General features: G+C 57.2%; 19 protein-coding genes. 10 read left to right on the plus strand and 9 right to left on the minus strand.

Annotated elements, in window-relative coordinates:
• Positions 1-221: 221 nt before the first annotated feature.
• Complete coding sequence (locus KHU33_RS21445; RefSeq protein ID WP_211466689.1) at positions 222-797, plus strand: ATP-dependent Clp protease proteolytic subunit; 576 nt, start codon at positions 222-224, stop codon at positions 795-797.
• Positions 798-894: 97 nt separating this feature from the next.
• Here KHU33_RS21445 and metE read toward each other — a convergent pair whose 3' ends face one another.
• A complete protein-coding gene (gene metE / locus KHU33_RS21450) occupies positions 895-3,183 on the minus strand; it encodes a 5-methyltetrahydropteroyltriglutamate--homocysteine S-methyltransferase (protein ID WP_211466691.1) in 2,289 nt (762 codons plus the stop codon).
• A 135-nt stretch (positions 3,184-3,318) separates the two neighbouring features.
• Between metE and KHU33_RS21455 the strand changes: the two genes are divergently transcribed.
• Entirely contained in the window at positions 3,319-4,239 is a 921-nt protein-coding gene (locus KHU33_RS21455) for a LysR family transcriptional regulator (protein ID WP_211466693.1), read from the plus strand.
• Between the two features lie 6 nt (positions 4,240-4,245).
• Here the strand turns inward: KHU33_RS21455 and KHU33_RS21460 are convergent, their stop codons facing one another.
• Positions 4,246-4,848 (minus strand): CVNH domain-containing protein, encoded by a 603-nt coding sequence (locus tag KHU33_RS21460; protein ID WP_211466695.1) that lies wholly within the window; start codon positions 4,846-4,848, stop codon positions 4,246-4,248.
• A gap of 453 nt (positions 4,849-5,301) precedes the next feature.
• Between KHU33_RS21460 and KHU33_RS21465 the strand changes: the two genes are divergently transcribed.
• A complete protein-coding gene (locus tag KHU33_RS21465; protein WP_329956105.1) occupies positions 5,302-5,964 on the plus strand; it encodes a M4 family metallopeptidase in 663 nt (220 codons plus the stop codon).
• A gap of 81 nt (positions 5,965-6,045) precedes the next feature.
• On the opposite strand, the gene KHU33_RS21470 is transcribed toward KHU33_RS21465, so the two are convergent.
• The 4 genes from KHU33_RS21470 to KHU33_RS21485 form a co-directional block, all read right to left on the minus strand.
• The gene (locus KHU33_RS21470) at positions 6,046-6,582 is read right to left on the minus strand and encodes a tetratricopeptide repeat protein (protein ID WP_211466697.1); all 537 of its coding nucleotides are present in this window, start codon (positions 6,580-6,582) and stop codon (positions 6,046-6,048) included.
• Complete coding sequence (locus KHU33_RS21475; RefSeq protein ID WP_211466699.1) at positions 6,579-7,778, minus strand: trans-sulfuration enzyme family protein; 1,200 nt, start codon at positions 7,776-7,778, stop codon at positions 6,579-6,581. The genes KHU33_RS21470 and KHU33_RS21475 overlap by 4 nt, the downstream gene beginning before the upstream one ends.
• Entirely contained in the window at positions 7,775-9,151 is a 1,377-nt protein-coding gene (locus KHU33_RS21480; protein ID WP_211466701.1) for a pyridoxal-phosphate dependent enzyme, read from the minus strand. Before KHU33_RS21480 ends, KHU33_RS21475 begins: the two co-directional genes overlap by 4 nt.
• Positions 9,152-9,350: 199 nt before the next feature.
• Positions 9,351-12,212, minus strand: a complete 2,862-nt coding sequence (locus KHU33_RS21485; protein ID WP_211466703.1) for a TonB-dependent receptor domain-containing protein — start codon at positions 12,210-12,212, stop codon at positions 9,351-9,353.
• Between the two features lie 11 nt (positions 12,213-12,223).
• Here KHU33_RS21485 and KHU33_RS21490 point away from each other — a divergent pair, with 11 nt between their 5' ends.
• Positions 12,224-12,604: a hypothetical protein gene (locus tag KHU33_RS21490; RefSeq protein WP_211466705.1), complete on the plus strand. Its 381-nt coding sequence runs from the start codon at positions 12,224-12,226 to the stop codon at positions 12,602-12,604.
• Between the two features lie 196 nt (positions 12,605-12,800).
• Here KHU33_RS21490 and KHU33_RS21495 read toward each other — a convergent pair whose 3' ends face one another.
• Together KHU33_RS21495 and KHU33_RS21500 are read right to left on the minus strand one after the other, a co-directional pair.
• Positions 12,801-14,189 (minus strand): sensor histidine kinase, encoded by a 1,389-nt coding sequence (locus KHU33_RS21495; RefSeq protein WP_329956104.1) that lies wholly within the window; start codon positions 14,187-14,189, stop codon positions 12,801-12,803.
• Positions 14,186-14,854 (minus strand): response regulator transcription factor, encoded by a 669-nt coding sequence (locus KHU33_RS21500; protein WP_211466707.1) that lies wholly within the window; start codon positions 14,852-14,854, stop codon positions 14,186-14,188. Before KHU33_RS21500 ends, KHU33_RS21495 begins: the two co-directional genes overlap by 4 nt.
• A 189-nt stretch (positions 14,855-15,043) precedes the next feature.
• On the opposite strand from KHU33_RS21500, the gene KHU33_RS21505 reads away from it, so the two are divergent.
• Together KHU33_RS21505 and KHU33_RS21510 are read left to right on the plus strand one after the other, a co-directional pair.
• Positions 15,044-15,439 carry a MerR family transcriptional regulator gene (locus KHU33_RS21505; RefSeq protein WP_211466709.1) on the plus strand — a complete coding sequence of 132 codons (396 nt, stop codon included), beginning with the start codon at positions 15,044-15,046 and terminating at the stop codon, positions 15,437-15,439.
• A 27-nt stretch (positions 15,440-15,466) separates the two neighbouring features.
• A complete protein-coding gene (locus tag KHU33_RS21510; RefSeq protein ID WP_211466711.1) occupies positions 15,467-15,865 on the plus strand; it encodes a carboxymuconolactone decarboxylase family protein in 399 nt (132 codons plus the stop codon).
• Between the two features lie 358 nt (positions 15,866-16,223).
• Here KHU33_RS21510 and KHU33_RS21515 read toward each other — a convergent pair whose 3' ends face one another.
• A complete protein-coding gene (locus KHU33_RS21515) occupies positions 16,224-17,165 on the minus strand; it encodes a LysR substrate-binding domain-containing protein (protein ID WP_211466713.1) in 942 nt (313 codons plus the stop codon).
• A 195-nt stretch (positions 17,166-17,360) separates the two neighbouring features.
• Between KHU33_RS21515 and KHU33_RS21520 the strand changes: the two genes are divergently transcribed.
• The 4 genes from KHU33_RS21520 to KHU33_RS21535 form a co-directional block, all read left to right on the plus strand.
• Positions 17,361-18,668: an MFS transporter gene (locus KHU33_RS21520; protein WP_211466715.1), complete on the plus strand. Its 1,308-nt coding sequence runs from the start codon at positions 17,361-17,363 to the stop codon at positions 18,666-18,668.
• Positions 18,669-18,713: 45 nt separating this feature from the next.
• Positions 18,714-19,178 (plus strand): GNAT family N-acetyltransferase, encoded by a 465-nt coding sequence (locus KHU33_RS21525; protein WP_211466717.1) that lies wholly within the window; start codon positions 18,714-18,716, stop codon positions 19,176-19,178.
• A 92-nt stretch (positions 19,179-19,270) separates the two neighbouring features.
• Positions 19,271-19,606, plus strand: coding sequence for a hypothetical protein (locus KHU33_RS21530; protein ID WP_230414461.1), 336 nt, complete (start codon positions 19,271-19,273; stop codon positions 19,604-19,606).
• Between the two features lie 367 nt (positions 19,607-19,973).
• Positions 19,974-20,103, plus strand: a 130-nt coding sequence (locus KHU33_RS21535; RefSeq protein ID WP_211466723.1) for a DUF3096 domain-containing protein, incomplete at its 3' end; no start/stop codon positions are given.

Here is a 20,103-nt window from a genome sequence, read left to right on the forward strand (position 1 = left end):
TCTACCTGCTCGACAACGCTCAATTTAAAAGCCAGGCTGTAATCACGTTGGCTGCGCCGCATCTCTTGCTCCATTTGACACTCCTTCTCTTCATCGAAAAAGTGTCAACCTAATTCAGGACGGGTCAGCGGTCATAAAAAAGCCCTCGCAATTTTGCGGGGGCTTTTAGTTTAAACTGACTGTTTGACGATTAACAAGAACATCGACATTAGGAGCATATCATGGAAGAAAAAGCAGAAACAACCGCATCTCAGCGCGATGCATTCCTCGAAGAAAAAGCATTTAAATCACGCACCGTCCTGGTCTTCGGGCAAATTAACGATACGCTTGCGCGGGATGTTGTCAGGCAGTTGATAGCTCTGTCCGGCGAGTCCCATGCGCCGATCAATCTTCTGGTTTGTTCGCCCGGCGGACATGTTGAATCGGGTGATGTCATCCATGATGTCATTCGATTTATCGACGCGCCGGTCAACATGATCGGCAGCGGCTGGGTCGGCAGCGCGGCGGTAAACGTATTCTTGGCAGTGCCTAAAGAGCGCCGCTTTTGCTTGCAAAACACGCGTTTCCTGATTCATCAGCCGAGCGGCGGCGTAGGCGGCCAGGCCTCCGATATCGCGATCCAGGCTCGCGAAATCATTCGCGTGCGCGAAAGAATCGGCGCCTTGATCGCAAAAGAAACAGGGCAGAAACGGGAAAAAGTGATGATTGACATCGACAGAGATTTCTGGATGTCGGCGCCGGAAGCGATAGAGTACGGCCTGGTGTCAAAATCTATCGTAAGCGCTAAAGAAATTTAGCAACGCCGCGCTGCGATCGATTCCAACAAACTTGATCTGGCAGCCGGCGGTCTGAGGGAGCGAGTAATACTCGCCCCTCTTTTATTGCACTTGAACGTTATGCAGCCTTACGCTCCTGCTCCACACTCTCACGCAAACGCTTGGCCGCCAGCACCATGTTTTCCAGCGCCTCGTAAGTCTCAGGCCAGCCGCGTGTCTTCAGGCCGCAATCCGGATTGACCCACAAACGCGCATCAGGGATCACACCGCGCGCCTTGCGCAGCAAACGCTCCATCTCGTCGACTTGCGGCACGCGCGGCGAGTGGATGTCGTAGACGCCTGGACCGATGTCGTTCGGATAAGCGAATTGACCAAAACCATCCAGCAACTCCATATCCGAACGCGAAGTCTCGATCGTGATGACATCGGCGTCCATCGCGGCGATCCACGGCAGGATGTCGTTGAATTCCGAATAGCACATATGGGTGTGGATCTGGGTTTCGTCGCCGACGCCGGCAGCGCTGATCTTGAAGGCGCGCACCGCCCAATCCAGGTAATGCGGCCAATCGCGCGGCTTCAGCGGCAGACCTTCACGGAAGGCCGGTTCGTCGATCTGGATCATGCCGATATTGGCTTTTTCCAGATCGCAGACTTCATCGCGCAGCGCCAAAGCAATTTGCAGCGCCGTGGTTTCACGCGGCTGGTCGTCGCGCACGAACGACCATTGCAGCATGGTCACCGGACCGGTCAGCATGCCCTTCATCGGCTTCTCGGTCAGGGTCTGGGCAAACTGGCTCCAGCCCACGGTCATCGCTTCCGGACGATACACGTCGCCGTAAATGATCGGCGGTTTGACGCAGCGCGAACCGTAGCTTTGCACCCAGCCGTTGGCGGTGAAGGCGTAGCCCCACAGCTGTTCGCCGAAATATTCGACCATGTCGTTGCGCTCCGGCTCGCCGTGCACCAGCACGTCGAGGCCCAGTTGTTCCTGCTTCTCCACCACCACACGGATTTCTTCACGCATCTTGTCGAGATAGTCCAGATGACCGATCTCGCCACGCTTGTAAGCGGCGCGCGCCTGGCGGATTTCCGCAGTCTGCGGGAAAGAACCGATGGTAGTCGTCGGGAAAGCCGGCAACTGCCACTTGGCTTGCTGCTTGGCGATGCGAGCGGCAAAACCGGCTGAGCGTTCGGCATCGGCGGCAGTCACTGCAGCCAGGCGCTTTTGCACCAGCGGATTGTGGATGCGGCTTGAGCTGCGGCGGCTGGCCTGGGCGGCGCGCGAGGCGACGAATTGCGCCTCGACTTCAGCCGTTTTGCCATTCAATGCCTGCTTCAGGGCGACAATTTCCGCCAGCTTCTGGGTAGCAAACGCCAGCCAGCTCTTCAATTCGTCGTCGAGCTTGGGCTCATTCGCCAGATCCACCGGCACGTGCAGCAAGGAGCAGCTTGAAGCTACCCACAATCTGTCGCCCAGCTGTGCCTGCAAAGGCTTGAGCTTGGCCAGCGCCTGATCCAGATCGGTACGCCACAGGTTGCGGCCGTCGACCACGCCCAATGACAGCACCTTGTCTTGCGGCCAGCCGGCTGCGATCTGCTGCAGCTGGTCGGCGCCACGCACCAGGTCCAGATGGACGCCTGCCACCGGCAGCGAACGCAGCAGTTCAGCGTGTTCGCTGACTTCGCCGAAATACGTGGTCAGCAACAAGGCCGGCGCGGCGCCTGTCAATTGCGCATACGCCGGAGCAAAGGCGGCGCGCCAGCTTGCGTCCAGTTCCAGCGCCAGGATCGGCTCGTCGATCTGCACCGACTCGATACCGGCAATCTGCAAGCGCTTCAGCAATTGCTGGTAACCGGCCACCACTTTCGGCAGCAGATCCAGCTTGTGCCCAATCCCGGACTTGATCTTGCCCTGGTACAGCAAGGTCAGAGGACCGACCAGCGCCACCTTGACCTTGTGACCGAGTGCGCGTGCTTCGGCAATTTCATCGTGAAGCCAGTCGACGCCGCCGTCGAATTGCACATCGGCGGTCCATTCCGGCACCAGATAGTGGTAATTGGTGTCGAACCATTTGGTCATTTCCATCGCGAAGTGATGTTTGCTGCCGCGCGCCAGGGTGAAGTAGTCAGCCAGGGTCAGCTGTTTAGGATCGAAGCCGAAACGGCTTGGAACCGCGCCCAGCAAGGCCAGCGTGCCCAGCACCTGGTCGTACCAGGCAAAGTCGCCGACGGTGACAAAGTCGAGACCGGCGTCGGCCTGCGCCTGCCAGTGACGGGCGCGCAATGTGGCGCCGGTGGCGCGCAAGGCAGCTTCATCGGAAGCGCCCTTCCAGAACGACTCCTGGGCGAACTTCAGCTCGCGGTGAGCGCCAATGCGCGGAAACCCTAATACGTGTGCCAATGCCATCTTTATCTCCATAAAAAAACAAGTTCGATAACTCGCATGTTGGGCCAGCTTGGATTATGATTCAAACGATAAATATTAAGAATCAAATTGAATTTTACTAATACAACGATTTTCCCCGATCATTTCATAATAAAAATGCAATCCATCCTCGAATTACGCCACCTGAAAACCCTGCACGCCCTGCGTGAAGCCGGCAACCTGTTGAGAGCAGCGACGCTATTGAATGTGACCCAGTCGGCGCTGTCGCATCAGATCAAGCAGCTGGAAGATCATCACGGCACCACGTTGTTTGAGCGCAAATCGGTACCGGTGCGCTTCACCCCGGCCGGCGAGCGCTTGCTGAAACTGGCCGATGCGGTGTTGCCGCAAGTAGCGGAAAGCGAGCGCGATCTGGTGCGGCTGGCGCAAGGCGTGGCGGGTCAATTGCGGATTGCGGTGGAGTGCCATACCTGCTTCGACTGGCTGATGCCGGCCATGGATATCTTCCGCAAGCGCTGGCCGGAAGTGGAGCTGGATATCGTCTCCGGCTTCCAGGCCGATCCGGTCGGCCTGTTATATGAACATCGCGCCGATGTGGCGATCGTGGCCGAGGTCGATCCTGACGAAAAAGTCGATTATCACGCTTTGTTCAGTTTTGAAATCGTGGCGCTGGTGGCGCACGATCATCCGCTGGCAGGCAAGGAATACCTGGTAGCCGAAGATTTCGCCGGCGACACCTTGATTACCTATCCGGTGCCGGACGACATGCTCGATATCGTCCGCCAGGTGTTGAAACCGGCCGGCATCCAGACCGCGCGCCGCACCACCGAACTGACGGTGGCGATGCTGCAACTGGTTGCCAGCCGCCGCGGCATCGCCACCTTGCCGATCTGGGCTGCGCAGAATTATCTGACGCGGGACTATGTGCTGGCCAAGCGAATCACCGCCGGCGGCCTGACCGGACGGCTGTATGCGGCTTGCCTGCCTGAGATGTCGCAGCAGTCGTATCTGGCCGACTTTGTCAGCACCACGCGCGAGAGCTGTTACGTCAATCTGTTGAGCGTGGAATTGCTGTGACCGCAACTACCTGTCACATTGCAGATAGCCATTGATATTGCTGAAGCTGCCGCTTCTGCAGGAACGCAGGGAGATTGAAGACCGTATCCTGCGGTTGTCGCTGCCGCCGCAGGTGGCTTCCAGCACTCCGCCTCGAATCCCGATATCCGAGCAGGACTGGAGATAGCTCCCTGGCGGCAAGTCTCTGTTGGAACGGCCGTAGTCGCCACCGCCAACGCATTGCAAGTTGCCGTTTATGTTTGCAAAATTACCGCTCCGGCAGGAAGACAGGGAGATTGATGATCTTACGCCGTCACCATTGATGCTTCCGCAAGTGGCTTCCAGCACCCCGCGCCGCACCACAATATCGCGGCAAGAATCGCGGTAGCTGCCCGGCGGCGTCCAATTGTCGCCGCCATAACGGTCGTCGTAGCGATCTTCGCGACGATCGTCATAACGATCGCCGTACGAGGGAGGCTCGCCATATCCGCCATACGCGACCGATGGCACATTTTCATAGTAGCCGGGAGCGGCAGGCTGATAGGTGTTATAGCCGTTGTCATAAGGGTTTGCGGCACAGGCGGTAAACGTGGCGCAAGCAATGATGGCAAGCATGGATTTGATGGTCATTTTTTCTCTTCTCAACAAAATATTTTGGATTTTTTTTAATTATACGTCGACGAAATAGGGACGTTTCCTAAGGCTTACCAACACTTACTAACGTTACCTAGCTCCGCCACGGCAACCCCGCCTGAAAACATCCGCCTCGGCGAATCCGCCCTTTCTTCCGCCCCGCATCCCGACATATGCCAGCGAGATTTCCGGGCACATATTTCCTGTAAGGAATAACAGCTATTTCGACATCGGAAATACCGGTATGTTTCCGCATGGCATTTCACTTTGTAACAATACGTAACCGTATCTACGCAAGCTTATCTACGTATTTTCATTTGCGAAATTCATCGTCGCTGTCTTGAACATCAACAGTTCTTTGAACGCGCTGAATCGATCGCAGCAATCTCAAGCGACGCTGTGTTACGAATCGATTGAGCTCGGGGCCATGGATGTTCTGGATAGCCGAGCCTGGTCGGATCGGAAATCTTCAAGGCCAACGGCGCCCTGCGCTACATGACCAACCCGACCCAGGATGGCCGTTCAATCGACAACGCCAGGAACTATTCCAGCAGCCTCGACGTGCACTACACCTGCGGCGTCTACAACAAGGCGTTCTACCTGCTGGCAACCACGGCCGGCTGGAGCACCCGCAAGGCGTTCGAAGTGATGGCCGACGCCAACCATCTCTACTGGACTGCCAACAGCACCTTTAACCAGGGCGCTTGCGGCGTTGAGAAGGCTGCCGACAATCGCGGCTACGCAGCGGCCGCCGTCACCGCGGCATTCAATGCGGTGGGCGTCAGCTGCAGCACCAGCAGCGGCAATGTGCTGGTCAAGGGTGTGCCGGTCAGCGGCATCGCGCTTGCCGGCGGCGGTAGCAACATCTATAGCATCACGGCGCCAGCCGGCGCCAGGAACCTCAACTTCCAGCTGTCCGGCGGCAGCGGCGATGGCGACATCTATGTCAAGCTGGGGGCGACGCCGACCACCACTTCCTACGATGGCAAATCGGACGGCAGCACCAACGCCGAAAGCGTGACCATAGCCGCACCGGCAGCGGGAACTTACTATCTGCTGCTGAATGCCTACCGCGCAGTCAGCGGCGCGACCCTGGTTGCCAACTACCAGTAATCGCTAAGTTAGATGAACCCCGGCCGATCGCCTGCGCATTCAGCTTGCGTATTCGGCCGAGGTCATTGCTTTAGCGCTGCATCAGGACCAGTTCGGAGCCGGGACAGTGCTCTTGAGAATTTCGGCGGCGTTCGCCGCGACCGACCGATTGTAGCGAGACAGATGCGGCGCCAGCGTGCGCAATGCCAGACAGGCGGCTTCCGTCGCCCTTCCCTGCAACAGATAAGTGAGAGCAAGCATAGCCCGTGTTTCGTCGTATAAGGCCGTGCCGTAACCAGCTTCTGCATAACGCTGAAGCTGAGCAAGCAACAAGCGCTCGCTCTGTTCCAGTTGTCCCAGCAGACGCAAGGTACTGCCCAGCTGGATGGAGGCACGGGCCTGGCGATAAGGATCGAGCCCTTGGCTCGCCAAAGCGGCCCGGTACAGCGGTTCCGCCGCAGACTCCAGCCCGGCCGTGTCGCGTGCGCAGGCGCGCTCGAATAGCGCCAGGGCGTCATCCGCCGGCCGCTCGGCCGCCAGGGCGTCGATCGAAGCCACCAATTCCTTGGGCGATATCGTGTCGACCTGCTGCCACAGCACAGCCACGCGCGTTTCCCAGTCTTGCAGATCGTTACTCATGCTTTGATGGCCGCCAAAGCATGCTGCAAATCGCTTTTCAGGTCCGCAATGTTTTCGACCCCGACCGACAACCTGACCAGGGAATCGCTGATCCCAAGCTTGGCCCGATGTTCTGCCGGAATCGTGGCATGGGTCATGATGGCAGGATGTTCGATCAAGCTTTCCACCCCGCCCAGGCTCTCTGCCAAGGCGAAAATCTTGCAATGTTCCAGGAAACGTCTGGCGCCGGCCAGGTCGCTATTCAGTTCCACCGAGATGATGCCGCCATAACCTTGCATCTGGCGTCGCGCCAGCTCATGCTGGGGATGCGACGGCAAACCCGGATAGTGGACCCGCTTTACCAGCGGCTGGCGTTCCAGCCAGCCGGCCAGCTCCAGCGCATTTTCACAATGGCGCTCGACTCGCAGCGCCAGGGTTTTGACGCCGCGCAGGGCCAGGAAACTGTCGAAAGGCCCGGCGATGGCGCCCACCGCATTTTGCAGGAAAGCCAGGCGCTCGCGCCATTCCGCCTGCCTTGCTTCACGGCCGACCACGGCAATGCCGCCGATGATGTCGGAGTGGCCGTTCAGATACTTGGTGGTCGAATGCAGCACCACATCAAATCCAAAAGTCAGCGGCCGCTGCACCATCGGACTGGCGAAAGTATTATCGGCGACGGCGATAATACCGCGCTCGCGGCAGATCTTCGCAATCGCCGCCAGATCGGCCAGCTTCAGCATCGGGTTGGTCGGCGTTTCGACCCAGACCATTTTTGTTTCCGGCCGGATCGCCGCCAGCAGATTCTTCGGATCGGTCAGATCGACGAAGCTGAACGACAAGCCGGCGCTGCGTTTGCGCACCTTGTCGAACAAACGGTAGGTGCCGCCATATAAATCGTCGCCGGCGACCACATGGGCGCCGCTATCGAGCAACTCCAGTACGGTCGCCGCGGCAGCCATGCCGGAAGCAAACGCGAAACCCTGGGCGCCCTCCTCCAGATCGGCGACGCAACGCTCCAGCGCCCAGCGCGTCGGATTGTGGGAGCGGCCGTAATCGAGCCCCTTGTGAACGCCCGGGCTTTGCTGGACGAAAGTCGAGGTGGCGTAAATCGGCGGCATGATGGCGCCGGTGGTGGGATCCGGAGCCTGCCCTGCGTGAATCACGCGCGTGGCGAAATGCATGTCGGACGCATGGCCGGCATCGCTGTTACTGCTCATAACAAACTCCTTCGAAGATGGTTGAGTAGATCGAAACGGGTAATCAAGCCATAAAACTGCTCGCCGTCGGCAATGATGGCGACCAGGCCGCGGGCCAACGTGCTGCGCAGTGCATCGATGCTTGCAGTCGGCGTCAGTTTTTCTATCGCACTGGTCATGGTGCTGCTCACCGGATCGCTGAAATGCGCGGCGTCGGCCGCAACTTTCAACAGCAAATCGGATTCGTCGATAATTCCGCTCACATGCTGGCCATCGATCACCGGCAGTTGCGAAATCTCGGCACTGCGCATGCGGTTAAACGCGGTCATCAGCGTATCGCCCGACGTCACGCTGATAACCCCGCCCTCCTCGTAACGACGGCCGATGATGTCGCGCAAATCACCGACTATCTCGCGTTTGAGCAAGCCCTGGTCGCGCATCCAGTTGTCGTTGTATACCTTCGACAGGTAACGCGTGCCGGTATCGCACACAATGGTGACCACGCGCTTTGGCTGGCTCTGTGCACGGCAATACCGGAGCGCCGCAGCCAGCAAGGTGCCGGTCGAAGAACCGCCCAGGATGCCTTCCGCGCGCACCAACTCGCGGGCGCTGCTGAAACTTTCTTCGTCGCTGATCGTATACGTGTGTTTGACGCCGGACAGGTCGGCAATCGCCGGCACGAAATCCTCGCCGATGCCCTCGACTGCCCAGGAACCTGGGGTCGATTCTATTTTGCCGGTGTTGATATATTCGGCCAGGATGGAGCCCTTGGGATCGGCCAGCACAAATTCCAGGTCCGGCTGCGCCTTGCGGAAAAAACGCGTCAGGCCGGTCAGCGTGCCGGCTGACCCGACACCGCAGACGATGGCGTCGAGCTGGTGCCCGCATTGCTCCCAGATCTCGGGGGCGGTGCTTTGCTCATGCGCCAGAGGATTACTGGGGTTGTTGAATTGGTCGGCATAAAACGCGCCCGGCATTTCCCGCGCCAGGCGCGCAGCATAATCCTGGTAATACTCGGGATGGCCTTTGCCGACATCCGAGCGGGTGATATGCACTTCAGCGCCCAATGCTTTCAGATGCTGTATTTTTTCCACCGACATCTTGTCAGGCACCACCAGAATCACACGATAGCCCTTGGCGCAGGCAACCAGCGCCAGGCCCAGGCCGGTGTTGCCGGCAGTAGCTTCGATCACAATGCCGCCGGCTTGCAGGCGGCCATCTCGTTCGGCCGCTTCTATCATCGATAAACCGATACGGTCCTTGATGGAGCCGCCGGGGTTTTGCGACTCCAGCTTGAGAAAAAGCTGGCAGCAACCGGTGTCCAAACGAGTCACTTCGATCAATGGCGTATTGCCGATCAGGTCCAGCACCGCTGGGCGGCTTGATAAGTTCATGGGCAGGCCTTCCTGTTAGAAAATCGACAGCATCCGCTGCCTGTTTCAATTAAGGTGACCGGTGTATCTTATCAGTTCTGCACTGGAACATTCTGGTGCAGGAAATTCATGGCAAGTGCAAAAAAAAGGCCGGACGCAAACCTCGCGTCCGGCCAGCAGGCCCCTCAGCCTCACAAGCGAAACTGCAACAAAACCGCTCTTAGAACTTGTATGTACCGGTTATATAGAACTGACGTCCCAGTGGATCGGTGTAGCGGGCGTCATATCCAACCTGGTTGCCGCCGCCAGCCGTGACCAAAGACAGCGGTGGAGTACGAGCAAACAGATTCTTGATGCCGCCGGTGAATTCCAAGCCCTTTTTCACCGTCAGCTTGGTCTGCCAGTCGAACGTGGTGTAAGACGCCACGTCATGGTTAGGCATGGCGACATAAGGACCAAAGGTACCGTTAGGATTGATGATGCGTACCGTGGCGTCGTCGGCTGTATAGGTCTGGTCGTGATAACCGGAGCGATAGTTGGCTGCCAGGGTATGGGTCCACGTATCCGACTGCTTCCACGTTCCTGCCAGGCGTGAAATGACGCGGAACACCACATTCTGGTCGGCGCCATACTTGCCCAGGCTGCTCTGAGTGCCGCTGCCAGGGAAGTCTTGCTCGGCTTTCAACATATAGGTGCCGGTCCATTGCAGGCTCATGTCGCCCCAAGCCGTCTTGGTCTTGAAGCTATGATCCCAGTCAATGCCTTGATACTTGGCGCTGGCCAGGTTGACCGGCGTCTGCAAGAAGGCAATAGTTTGCGAACCCTGGATAGGATCGTTGAACAGCGTGAACAGATTGGAATACTGCGCAGGATTAGCGAAGGCCAGGTTTTCCTGCAAGATGCTGATCTGGTCCTTGATCCTCACTGTCCAGAGATCGAAACCGATCGACACATTGCGTATCGGCTCAAGGCGGAAGCCAATAGTGCTTTGCTTCGACGTTTCCGGCTTCAGGCCGCTGGAGCCGCTGAGCTGATTGCCGCCTTGCAGCACGTCGTACTGAGTCGTCCCCTGACATCCTGCTGCTCTTGGATCAGGCGCCGATACCGGACATGGGTGCTGCTGCGCAGTATTTCCGGAAAACTGCACCGGCGAAGTGATCTGCGCCAGTGTCGGCGCCTTGAAGCCGGTGCCGTAAGAACCGCGCAGCAAGAGTGATTCGACCGGTTGCCAGCGAGCAGAAATCTTGTACGTGGCTTTGCTGGCCGAGTTACCTTGGGTTGCCGACCCGATCGGATTACCTGCCGTGTCAAAATTCGCGTTATTTTTTGCAGCATCGTAGCTGTCGTAGCGCAACGCACCTGTGAGGTCAAAGGTCTTGGTCACAGGCACCAGCATTTCAGCGAAAGTACCGTAGTTCATCCGGCTTGCCGAGAATGGCAGCGCACCGGAGTTACCGCCGAGGATGGCGTCAGTATAGTTAGGCTGCAGCGCATTGGTACTCTGCAGAATCGCACTCGGGCTATCGGAGTGCTGTTCCTTGGTCGCTTCCACACCGAAACCGAGTTGCGCCATGCCGCCCCCCGCCTTGAACAGATCGTGGGATGCGTGCAGGTTAAGGACATCGAGCTTTGAAATCGACTGATCGAGTGTCTGATGCAGCACGGCCGGAGCCAGTACCGCTACCGATGATCCGGCAGGCTGGAAGGGATCGAAAGCACCGGAAGCAACAATATCTGAAAACGCATTGTTGCTGGCATAGCCGCCTAATGCCTTGTCATAAAAATGATTTTGCGAATGGGTATAGGACGCGTTGTAGTCAAAACCCTTGAAGTTGCCGTCAACGCCAAAGGCGACGTGAATGGCGTCGGTCTGATAATTATCCCTGCGGCCGCCTGTATCAAACAACCGCAAACCCATCACTGCGCTGGAGACATTGGCTGGATTAACGCCCAACTGCGCCAGATACGGCGTTACGTATTTGGCATACAGCGGGCTGCTCAGCGACAACGCCAAAGGCTGGGCCGGCGGCGCATATTGCGGCTTGATCGAGAAACGCGACGCCACTGCCTCGGCGAACAGGGTGGTGTCGCTATTGAGCTTCCAGTTGCTCGACACGACGAAACTGTCACGAGTCGATTCTGGGATCAGCTCCACTGTGGATGCATAGTCGAATTTGCAATATTTCCCCGATTGGAATGTGTTCGGGCCGCACTTGCCGTTTTTCAGGAGATCAGGCGAAAACTGTACCGTGGAGCCATCGCTATTGCGCAAGGTTACGCCAGCCGGCGCCGTGTTGCTGCTCAACTGGTAGAGCGCATATCGTTGGCCGTCGACCGTGAACGGCACCACGCCACTACTGGCAAAACCGCGCTGACCGGCAACCAGGTTTTTCTGCTCATCGTGGCTGTATGCCAGCAACACGTTGTAGCCGTCTTTATCCAGATCGCCGAAGCCTTTTGACAACCCTACGTTAAAGCTCTTGCCACCTGCTTTGGTCGGCGCATTGTAGGTGGCGGTGATAGTGGCTTCGGTCGAATTTTTCTTGAGGATGAAGTTGACTACGCCGGCAATCGCATCCGATCCGTACAGCGCAGAAGCGCCGTCCGTGAGAATTTCAACGCGCTCAACCGCAGCTAACGGAATACTTGCCAGGTTGACCGCATAGTCGTTGTTGGCAATCGCCGACTTGGCGATGCGCCGTCCATTCAGCAGCACCAAGGTATAGCCGGAACCGATGCCGTGAATCGACGCTGTTTCTACGCCGCCACCGCCGCCGTTGACTGAACTTGATGAGGGAATGAATCCTTGCATCGCGGGCAAAGCCTGGATCAGGTCGGCTACGCTGTTGGCGCCGCTCTTGGCGATATCATCCTGGGTCAGCGTCTGGACTGGCAGCGCGCCTTCTTTGGTGATGCGCTTGATGGATGAGCCGGTAATTTCCACGCGCTGCATCTGTTGCGGTGCGTCGTCGGTCTTTGTCTCCTGAGCCTGCACCGAGTGAGCCAACAACCCCACCCCAACCACTACGCTGCCGGAAAACATCAGTCGTAGCGCATGCGGCAATCTTCTTTCTTTTATCATCACAACTCCCTATGGGTAAGTTTCAGAGCAGAAATTTACAGTTTTGTAAAAAATCAGACAGATTTGTTAATCGCCTTCTGAGCGATGCCTCGGAAACCCTTGCGAAACTGAAAACAGGTTTCTTCCGCAGTCATGCCATTTCTTGCGGAGCCGTTCTCGAATGGCAATTTGTAACGCCACTTGAGAATATTTCCGCAGACACACTAAGCAACAAACATGCCACAAAACATATCAACACTGAGACCATGCCTCTCCACACGAAACGCCTGCAACAGCGCACCAGCCTTGGGGGAGCGATCGCTCGGCGCTTAAATGACAGCAAGGAAATTATTTTGGGGAACGGAAGAACGCAGGTGTACTCGGCATACAACAATTCGCCCTCGAAACAGTAACAAGCGTAAAAGTTATGCCATTTGGAAATGACTTAGTGCATAGTATTGGCCCCCAGGGCGAGCACCCCGGGACATGACCGCTAACACATCGACAACAGTTGTCGTTTTGTATCAACGCGTATCAACACATATCAACGCTTGATTCTTCAGTGATTTTGAATAGGTCTGCAAGACGAACACGCAACCATGCGGGAAATTAAGCGGGCAATTTTGACGGCGCGCCTAAAATTGGGAATGGAAAATGCACCGAAAAGATCGTTCCGCCTGCGGCGCCGGGCTCGACGGTAATTCTGGCCCCGTGATCTTTGGTGATATCGCGCACAATCGCCAGGCCTAAGCCATTGCCGGCAACGCTGTCGTCAAGTCGATGGTAGCGGTTGAAAATCAACTCTTGCTCGGATGGCGCAATCCCCGGGCCGGAATCCTCTACCGCGAAGATGCCGCCGTCCCTGCCGTGCAGTGAGCTGACGGTCACCCTGCCGCCGCGGGGAGAATAGCGGATCGCATTGTCGATCAGGTTGTCGATCAGGTCACGCAGCAGGAAATGATCGCCCATCACCCGCGTCGGCTGCAGGTTGAAACCCAGATCGATATCCTTCTTGTGCGCCTGTTCGACAAAATGCTGGATCGACTCCTCCACCAGCTTGTTCAGTTCGACCACTCGCAAGCGCTCTTTCTCGAACTTGGCTGGCTCGGCGCGCGCCAGCGTCAACAGCTGGTTGGTCTGGCGGATCATGCGCTCGGTCGACGATGTCATCAGGGCAATCGAATGCGCGCTTTCCGGTTCGTCGGCATGCTTCTGCAGCAGCCATTCCAGCTGGGTCCGGAAACCGGCCAGCGGCGTGCGCAGCTGATGGGCCACATTGGCCAGAAAATTCTGCTGCGCCTTGGCGTCCTGCTGCACCTTGTCGAGCAGGCCGTTGATGGCTTTGACCACCGGACTGAGTTCGAACGGCACATGTTGCTCGTCCAGCGCCGACAAGTCGTCGCCACTGCGCGCGTTGAGGTCCACTTTCATTTTTTTCAGCGGCAGCAAACCCTTGCTGACCGCCAGCCAGATAGCGGCAATCAGCACCAGAGCCAGCCCGCCTTCCAACAGCAGCAGCGCCAGGAAAATCACTGAACGGATGTGCGTGCGTTTGCGCAAGGTTTCAGCGACACCGATGTATACCGGCTGGTTGCCGATCATGGTTCTCAAAGCCACGATACGCACCGGCTCGCCGCGCATGAAACCGTCGTAAGGCGTCGGATCGTTCAGTTGTTCGCGCTGCGGCAGCGCCGGAAAATCGGCGTCGCCCGCCAGCAGCTTGCCTTGGCGGTCACGCACCGCCAGAAAAATGGCGTCGAAATGATCGACCCGCAATACCTGTTCGGCTTGCTTGGACAAATCGATTTCGACCTCTGCACCGGCCTCATGCAAACGCGGGATCAGAGCCCAGCCGGCGTCCGCCAGGCTCTGGTCGAAGGCAATCTGGGCTGGAATCCAGGCCAGCCAGTAAGTCAGGCCGGCGCCGACGAAATTGACAATCAACAGTGGCACGATCAGCCACTTCAGCAGACTGACGCGGATGCTGGACATGCTCATTGCTCGATTTTTTCCAGCATGTAGCCAAAACCGCGTATGGTCCGGATCTCAATTCCGGCATCGGCGATTTTCAAGCGGATTCTCGATATGTACACTTCGACCGCGTTCAGCGTCAACTCTGCGCCCCAGGGCAAAATGGCGTCGATAATCTGCTGCCTGGATACGACGCGCGAGGCTTGCTGCAACAGATATTCAAGTACCGCCCACTCGCGCACCGACAGATCGATAGTCTTGCCGTTGATTTTTGCGCGCCGCGACGAGGTATTCAGCGACAGCCCGCCCAGATGCATCTCCAGCGGCTGCGGCGCGCTACGGCGCAACAGCGCGCGCACCCTGGCCACCAGCTCCTGGGTCGCGAACGGTTTCACCAGATAATCATCCGCTCCCAGCTCCAGGCCATAGACCCGGTCCTGCACGGAATCGCGCGCGGTCAGCAGCAGCACCGGGACCTGGCTGCCGCGCGCGCGCAGGCGGCGGATCACCTCAAAGCCGTCGATACCCGGCAAACCGATGTCCAGCACTACCGCCGAAATTTCCGTGCGTTGCAACAGTGCGTCGGCGTCGTTACCGTTCTGCACCACATCGACCACCATGCCGTGGCCTTTGAAGATGCGCAAGATGCCATCTGCCAGCACCGAATCGTCTTCTACCAAAAGAATATGCATTGCATCCTTCATCATTCCCGAAATCCGCCCCAAATCAGGGCTTGGCCATTGAATCTTGCCCTTATTGCAAATTCTTGTGCATTCACTTATGAGCAGCGCTAATTTTAATCGGTCGCTGCTGTATGCAACGAGGCCCTGCGATAATAAACGCTTGACCTAGAGCGCACTCTAACTTCTAAACTTTATTCCATGGCCACTTCCATCACGATCCAACAAGCTGCGGCAGCCACCGGACTCAGCATCCACACTTTGCGCTATTACGAAAAGATAGGCTTGATCGATCCTGTCCCGAGGCAAAGCAATCAGCATCGCCTGTACCGCCAGGAAGACCTGCGCTGGATTGAATTCCTGCTCAGGTTGCGCGCTACGGGCATGTCGATACAACAGATGCTGCGTTATGCGGAATTGCGCAGATTGGGGGAGCAGCTTGGCAGTGTGTCAGAGCGCAAGGTATTGCTGGAGCAGCATACGCAAGCGTTGCAAGCTGAACTGTTGGAGTTGCAGGACACCCTGGAGATGCTACGCGGCAAAGTTGCGTTTTATGCCAGCCTGGAACAAAAACTGAAAGCATCCGACTACACATGACTACACATAATTCATTTGGAGAATTGCATGGAACAAAACATTTACGAAAGAGGTTTGCAACGTTTAAAGGAAGTGGACGATATCGCCGGCGAAAAGGTGATCGACAGCCTGGCCGATATTTCTCCCGACCTGGGGCGTTATGTCATCGAGTTCGGTTTCGGCCAAATTTATTCCCGTCCCGGCCTGAGCTTGCAGCAACGTGAGCTGGCGACAGTGGCGGCGCTAACCGCGATGGGCACTGCGCAGCCGCAATTGAAGGTGCATCTGGCAGCCGCCTTGAACGTCGGCCTGTCGCGCCGGGAAATCACCGAAACGATTATCCAGATGGCGCTGTATGCCGGTTTTCCTGCGGCGTTGAACGGCATGTTTGCGGCGAAGGAAGTATTTGCCGAACACGATAAGCTGGCCCAGGCAAGCGCGCATTAGATGTAGCTGAATCAAGTGGGACCGGAGGCGAATCTGATTCCGGCTCGCTCCGCTTGATCAGGACGGAGCTGCAGCACAGATTCCAGACAACATTTCAGCAGATAACATGGCATGTGCGGTTTTTTATACGACTTCCAAAATGGTGATCTGGAAAACATCTTGCATGTGGGCACTCGACAAAGTGCCCGATTGCCAGACGCTGCGGCCATGGTGGCGGCCCCCGCAGCACGCGTTGAACTCTGCTGTGAATGAAGTCTAAGGGAGCCGCGCCGCGTGGAGGAAATACTGATTCAGGATACGGATATAAGAAAAAACGATGGCCATCGCCATTGTGCCGGCGTGCCATCGTCAACCGCATTCAAGCCGGCCGCGCCAGAATCTTCGCATGCAGCCATTCGCCGCTGCGGCACAATTCATCGGTCACTTCCAGCACCAGGCGCTGTACCGCCGCAGCCGCTGTGGTCAGCGGGATGTTCTTCGAAGAACATAAGGCCAATGTGCGCGACATCTTTTCACCGCTGATCGAGTATGCAGTCATCTCGCCGCGCTTGATCTCCGGCAGCAGCGGCGCTACCGGCAAGATGGTGGCGCCGATGTCCGCCAGGATGGCCGACTTCATGATCGTCACCGAACTGATTTCGATCACGTTCTCAAGCGCCAGGCCGGCAGCCCTGGCGACGCTCTCGATGCGCGGCCGTACGCCGTGCTGCATGCCGGGCAGTATCAGCCTGGCCTTGACGGCGCGCGCGAAGGTCACCGAACGGCGTGTGCTTGCATACCGAGAACCGGTGCGCGTGATGAACATCATCTCTTCTTCCACCAACGGTGTAGTGGCAAACGAAGTCAGCTGGCCGTCGTCGAACAGCACCGCCAGGTTGATGCGTCCGGTCTTCAATTGCTCGATCAGATTGCCGGTCAGCTCTTCCGTCAATTGCAGTGAGATATCCGGATATTTGGCGCGCATCGCGGTCAGCAAAGGCAGGGCCAGGATACCGGAAGCGCTTTGCGGAATGCCGAGGGCGACCGTGCCGGCCGGTTTATCGGTAGATTGAGCGACGGCTGACTTGGCGTCGATCACCTGCTTCAAGATCGCTTGCGCATGTTCGTAGAAAATCTTGCCGGCGTCGGTAGCAAGCACGCCTTGCGCGGAGCGATGCAATAGCTGCGCGGCCAGTTCATCTTCCAGTTGCTTGATCTGCTGCGTCAAGGCCGGCTGGGCGATATGCAAAACCCGCGCGGCGCGCGACAGCGAACCATGATCGACAATGGCGACAAAATAGCGCAGTTGACGCAGTTCCATAAAACGCGGACCTCAAGATGTGTGTGAACGGTATTTACCGGCGTGTCGCAGTGTAAACGACTTCGTCCCGCTCACCGTGCAATCGCTTCGTAGCCATTCCATTACTGTGCGGCTACAATGCATTTCAACTAACCAGCCAGGCTGAAATCTTCAGCTGTCGTTTCTTATAACCAAACCAATAACAGGTAGAGAGACATGTCAGATAATTCAAGCGCCGCAAGCACACCTGCCAGCAGTACCTTCGAAACCGCGACCTACGCCAAGGTAACCTGGCGCCTGCTGCCCATGCTGTTCCTTTGCTATGTCGCCTCCTATCTGGACCGTGTGAACGTCGGCTTCGCCAAGCTGCAAATGCTCAGCGACCTGAAGTTCAGCGAAACCGTCTACGGTCTGGGCGCAGGGATTTTCTTTCTCGGTTATTTCATCTTTGAGATACCCAGCAACATGATTTTGCACCGGGTCGGCGCCCGGCTCTGGATAGCCCGCATCATGATCACCTGGGGCATCATCTCCGGCGCCATGATCTTTGTCGACAGCCCGGCCACATTTTATGTGATGCGCTTTTTGCTGGGCGTTGCCGAAGCCGGCTTCTTCCCCGGCGTCATCCTGTATCTGACGTATTGGTATCCGGCCCACCGGCGCGGCAAGATGACCGCGATATTCATGACCGGGGTGCCGATATCCGGCGTCATCGGCGGCCCGCTGTCGGGCTGGATCATGAAAGCCATGCCTGGGATACATGGCCTGGCCGGCTGGCAATGGATGTTTATCCTGGAGGCGATTCCCTCCTTGCTGCTGGGGCTTGTCGTGATCTTTTATCTGCAAGACCGGATTCGCGGCGCCAGTTGGCTGAGCGAGACCGAAAAGCAATTGCTGGAAGCGCAGATACAGACCGAAAGCAGCCAGAAACAAGAAGCTTCGCTGGGCCAGATGTTCACCAATCCCCGCGTGTGGCTGATGGCGCTGATCTATTTTTGTTTCGTCATGGGCTTGTACGGCGTCAGCTTCTGGCTGCCGACCATCATCAAGACTACCGGCGTCACTGACACCTTCAACATCGGCCTGCTGACCGCCATCCCCTACGCCAGCGCAGCCATCGCCATGATCCTGATCGGCCACAGCGCTGACACACGGCGCGAACGGCGCTGGCATGTGGCGATTCCGGCGCTGCTGGGCAGCATCGGCCTGATCTTAAGCACCGTGTACGACCACAACACGCTGCTGGCCATGTCGGCGCTAACCCTGGCGACCGTAGGCATCATTACCGTATTGCCGCTGTTCTGGAGTTTGCCGACCGCTTTTCTCGGCGGCATGGCGGCGGCGGCTGGAATTGCGCTGATCAATTCGCTAGGCAATCTGGCCGGATTCGTCAGCCCTTACCTGGTCGGCTGGCTGAAAGACCAGACCCATAGCACCAACAGCGGCATGTTTGTGCTGGCGGCGTCGCTGGTGCTCGGCGCTTTGCTGACGCTCTCGGTGCCGAAACATCTGGTGAACAAGTAAGTACAGCAATCAGTTTCCGCTCAAATTTTTGATAGGAAGGACGGCATGCAAGCTCTGCAATTCAGAACCGCCACCAAGGCAGACATACCGTTTCTGGTCGCCTTGCGTCATGCCACCATGAACGAGCACCTGGCGCGGGCCAACGCCGCGCGCGATGAAGCCTCGCAACTGGCGCGCGTTCTGGTTCAGTTCGAGCATGCCCGAATCGTCTCCGTAAACGGCCGGGATATAGGCTTGCTGAAAGCATATAAAGAACCAGCACGGTGGTATATCAGACAGATCCAGATCGCCCCGGAATTTCAGGGGCAAGGCATAGGCCGGGCAATCATCGCCGACATATTGGCCCAGGCCAGCCACGACAATTTGCCGACTGCGCTCAAGGTATTGTCCGGCAATCCGGCAAGACGGCTATACGAAACACTGGGTTTCAAGGAAATAGGCCGGGAAGATGTGGATTATCTGATGCTATGCCCGCCTCGGCCAGAGCGGTTTTCGGCGCAATCAAACTAAAAACAGCAAAGTGCTTGCATTCGAGATCGCGTTGGATAATAATTTAAATGAGAATCATTACTATTTAAACCAACCCGATCAAGGAGCAGCCGATGCACAACAGTTCGCGCAACGCAACAGATCCGATTTCGGTCTCGGCCGAGGACTACCGTACGCCGCCAGAGCTGCTGATCTCGGCAGTGCTGCACCTGATCTCTCAATACAATATGCACAATCTGGCTAGCGATGCCTGCGTACAGTCAGCCAGGACGATTGAACGGCATTTGCGCACCCTGTCGGACTGGCCCGAATTGGCGCCGGTGCTGCGCGCCACTTGCCAGCAACTGTCAGAGCAATGGACTTCGATGATCGAACGTGCCTTGCCAAAACCAAAGACTGGGCGTTCGGCGTTCATCACGCGCCTGATTTCCGGCACGCGCGCGCTCTAGCACAATGCACTGCATGTCTTTTTTAAGCGCGTTTCAGCAGGTTTGTGAAACCGCAAAGTATTCCCCGGGAAGGGAGTAAATCCGTCTCTTGCCCGCTCTGAAATGGTTGTCGCCAACGACCTGCCCGTTGCTGACGATGGCCGCCAAGTTTCAGTTCGTGCATCTGACGGTGTGTGTGTCCTTATCGGCATTAGCCAACACTGTGACGGTCTCTCCTCCTGAAACAGTCGATAGCCAAGCCGTTTTTTTTCCCGAATCAGCGCAATCCTACGCTGCCGGGCGGTGTTGTCCTACAGTGGAAAAGCCGCCGGCGACGTACCATCGAGTTGAATGCAACGCCATTCTTCACGCAAAAAAAGGAGCGCATATGATAGCCAGTCTGCACCTGCCCCCCATCGTTTCGCTGATCGCCGGGGTATTGATTCTGGCGATTCCGCGCCTCTTGAACTACATCATCGCCCTGTATCTGATCGTCATCGGCTTGATTGGCTTGTTTG

Origin of the sequence: Collimonas silvisoli (genome assembly GCF_018305005.1) — a bacterium.
Classification (GTDB): domain Bacteria; phylum Pseudomonadota; class Gammaproteobacteria; order Burkholderiales; family Burkholderiaceae_D; genus Collimonas; species Collimonas silvisoli.

What these genes read in the sequence shown, in the direction of transcription:
- KHU33_RS21530 (WP_230414461.1), top strand. Translation starts at nt 19,271, where the DNA reads ATGCACAACAGTTCGCGCAACGCAACAGATCCGATTTCGGTCTCGGCC.
- KHU33_RS21475 (WP_211466699.1), bottom strand. Translation starts at nt 7,778, where the DNA reads ATGAGCAGTAACAGCGATGCCGGCCATGCGTCCGACATGCATTTCGCC.
- KHU33_RS21520 (WP_211466715.1), top strand. Translation starts at nt 17,361, where the DNA reads ATGTCAGATAATTCAAGCGCCGCAAGCACACCTGCCAGCAGTACCTTC.
- KHU33_RS21490 (WP_211466705.1), top strand. Translation starts at nt 12,224, where the DNA reads ATGGGTAAGTTTCAGAGCAGAAATTTACAGTTTTGTAAAAAATCAGAC.
- KHU33_RS21500 (WP_211466707.1), bottom strand. Translation starts at nt 14,854, where the DNA reads ATGCATATTCTTTTGGTAGAAGACGATTCGGTGCTGGCAGATGGCATC.
- metE (WP_211466691.1), bottom strand. Translation starts at nt 3,183, where the DNA reads ATGGCATTGGCACACGTATTAGGGTTTCCGCGCATTGGCGCTCACCGC.
- KHU33_RS21480 (WP_211466701.1), bottom strand. Translation starts at nt 9,151, where the DNA reads ATGAACTTATCAAGCCGCCCAGCGGTGCTGGACCTGATCGGCAATACG.
- KHU33_RS21445 (WP_211466689.1), top strand. Translation starts at nt 222, where the DNA reads ATGGAAGAAAAAGCAGAAACAACCGCATCTCAGCGCGATGCATTCCTC.
- KHU33_RS21525 (WP_211466717.1), top strand. Translation starts at nt 18,714, where the DNA reads ATGCAAGCTCTGCAATTCAGAACCGCCACCAAGGCAGACATACCGTTT.
- KHU33_RS21455 (WP_211466693.1), top strand. Translation starts at nt 3,319, where the DNA reads ATGCAATCCATCCTCGAATTACGCCACCTGAAAACCCTGCACGCCCTG.
- KHU33_RS21485 (WP_211466703.1), bottom strand. Translation starts at nt 12,212, where the DNA reads ATGATAAAAGAAAGAAGATTGCCGCATGCGCTACGACTGATGTTTTCC.
- KHU33_RS21495 (WP_329956104.1), bottom strand. Translation starts at nt 14,189, where the DNA reads ATGAGCATGTCCAGCATCCGCGTCAGTCTGCTGAAGTGGCTGATCGTG.
- KHU33_RS21515 (WP_211466713.1), bottom strand. Translation starts at nt 17,165, where the DNA reads ATGGAACTGCGTCAACTGCGCTATTTTGTCGCCATTGTCGATCATGGT.
- KHU33_RS21460 (WP_211466695.1), bottom strand. Translation starts at nt 4,848, where the DNA reads ATGACCATCAAATCCATGCTTGCCATCATTGCTTGCGCCACGTTTACC.
- KHU33_RS21510 (WP_211466711.1), top strand. Translation starts at nt 15,467, where the DNA reads ATGGAACAAAACATTTACGAAAGAGGTTTGCAACGTTTAAAGGAAGTG.
- KHU33_RS21505 (WP_211466709.1), top strand. Translation starts at nt 15,044, where the DNA reads ATGGCCACTTCCATCACGATCCAACAAGCTGCGGCAGCCACCGGACTC.
- KHU33_RS21470 (WP_211466697.1), bottom strand. Translation starts at nt 6,582, where the DNA reads ATGAGTAACGATCTGCAAGACTGGGAAACGCGCGTGGCTGTGCTGTGG.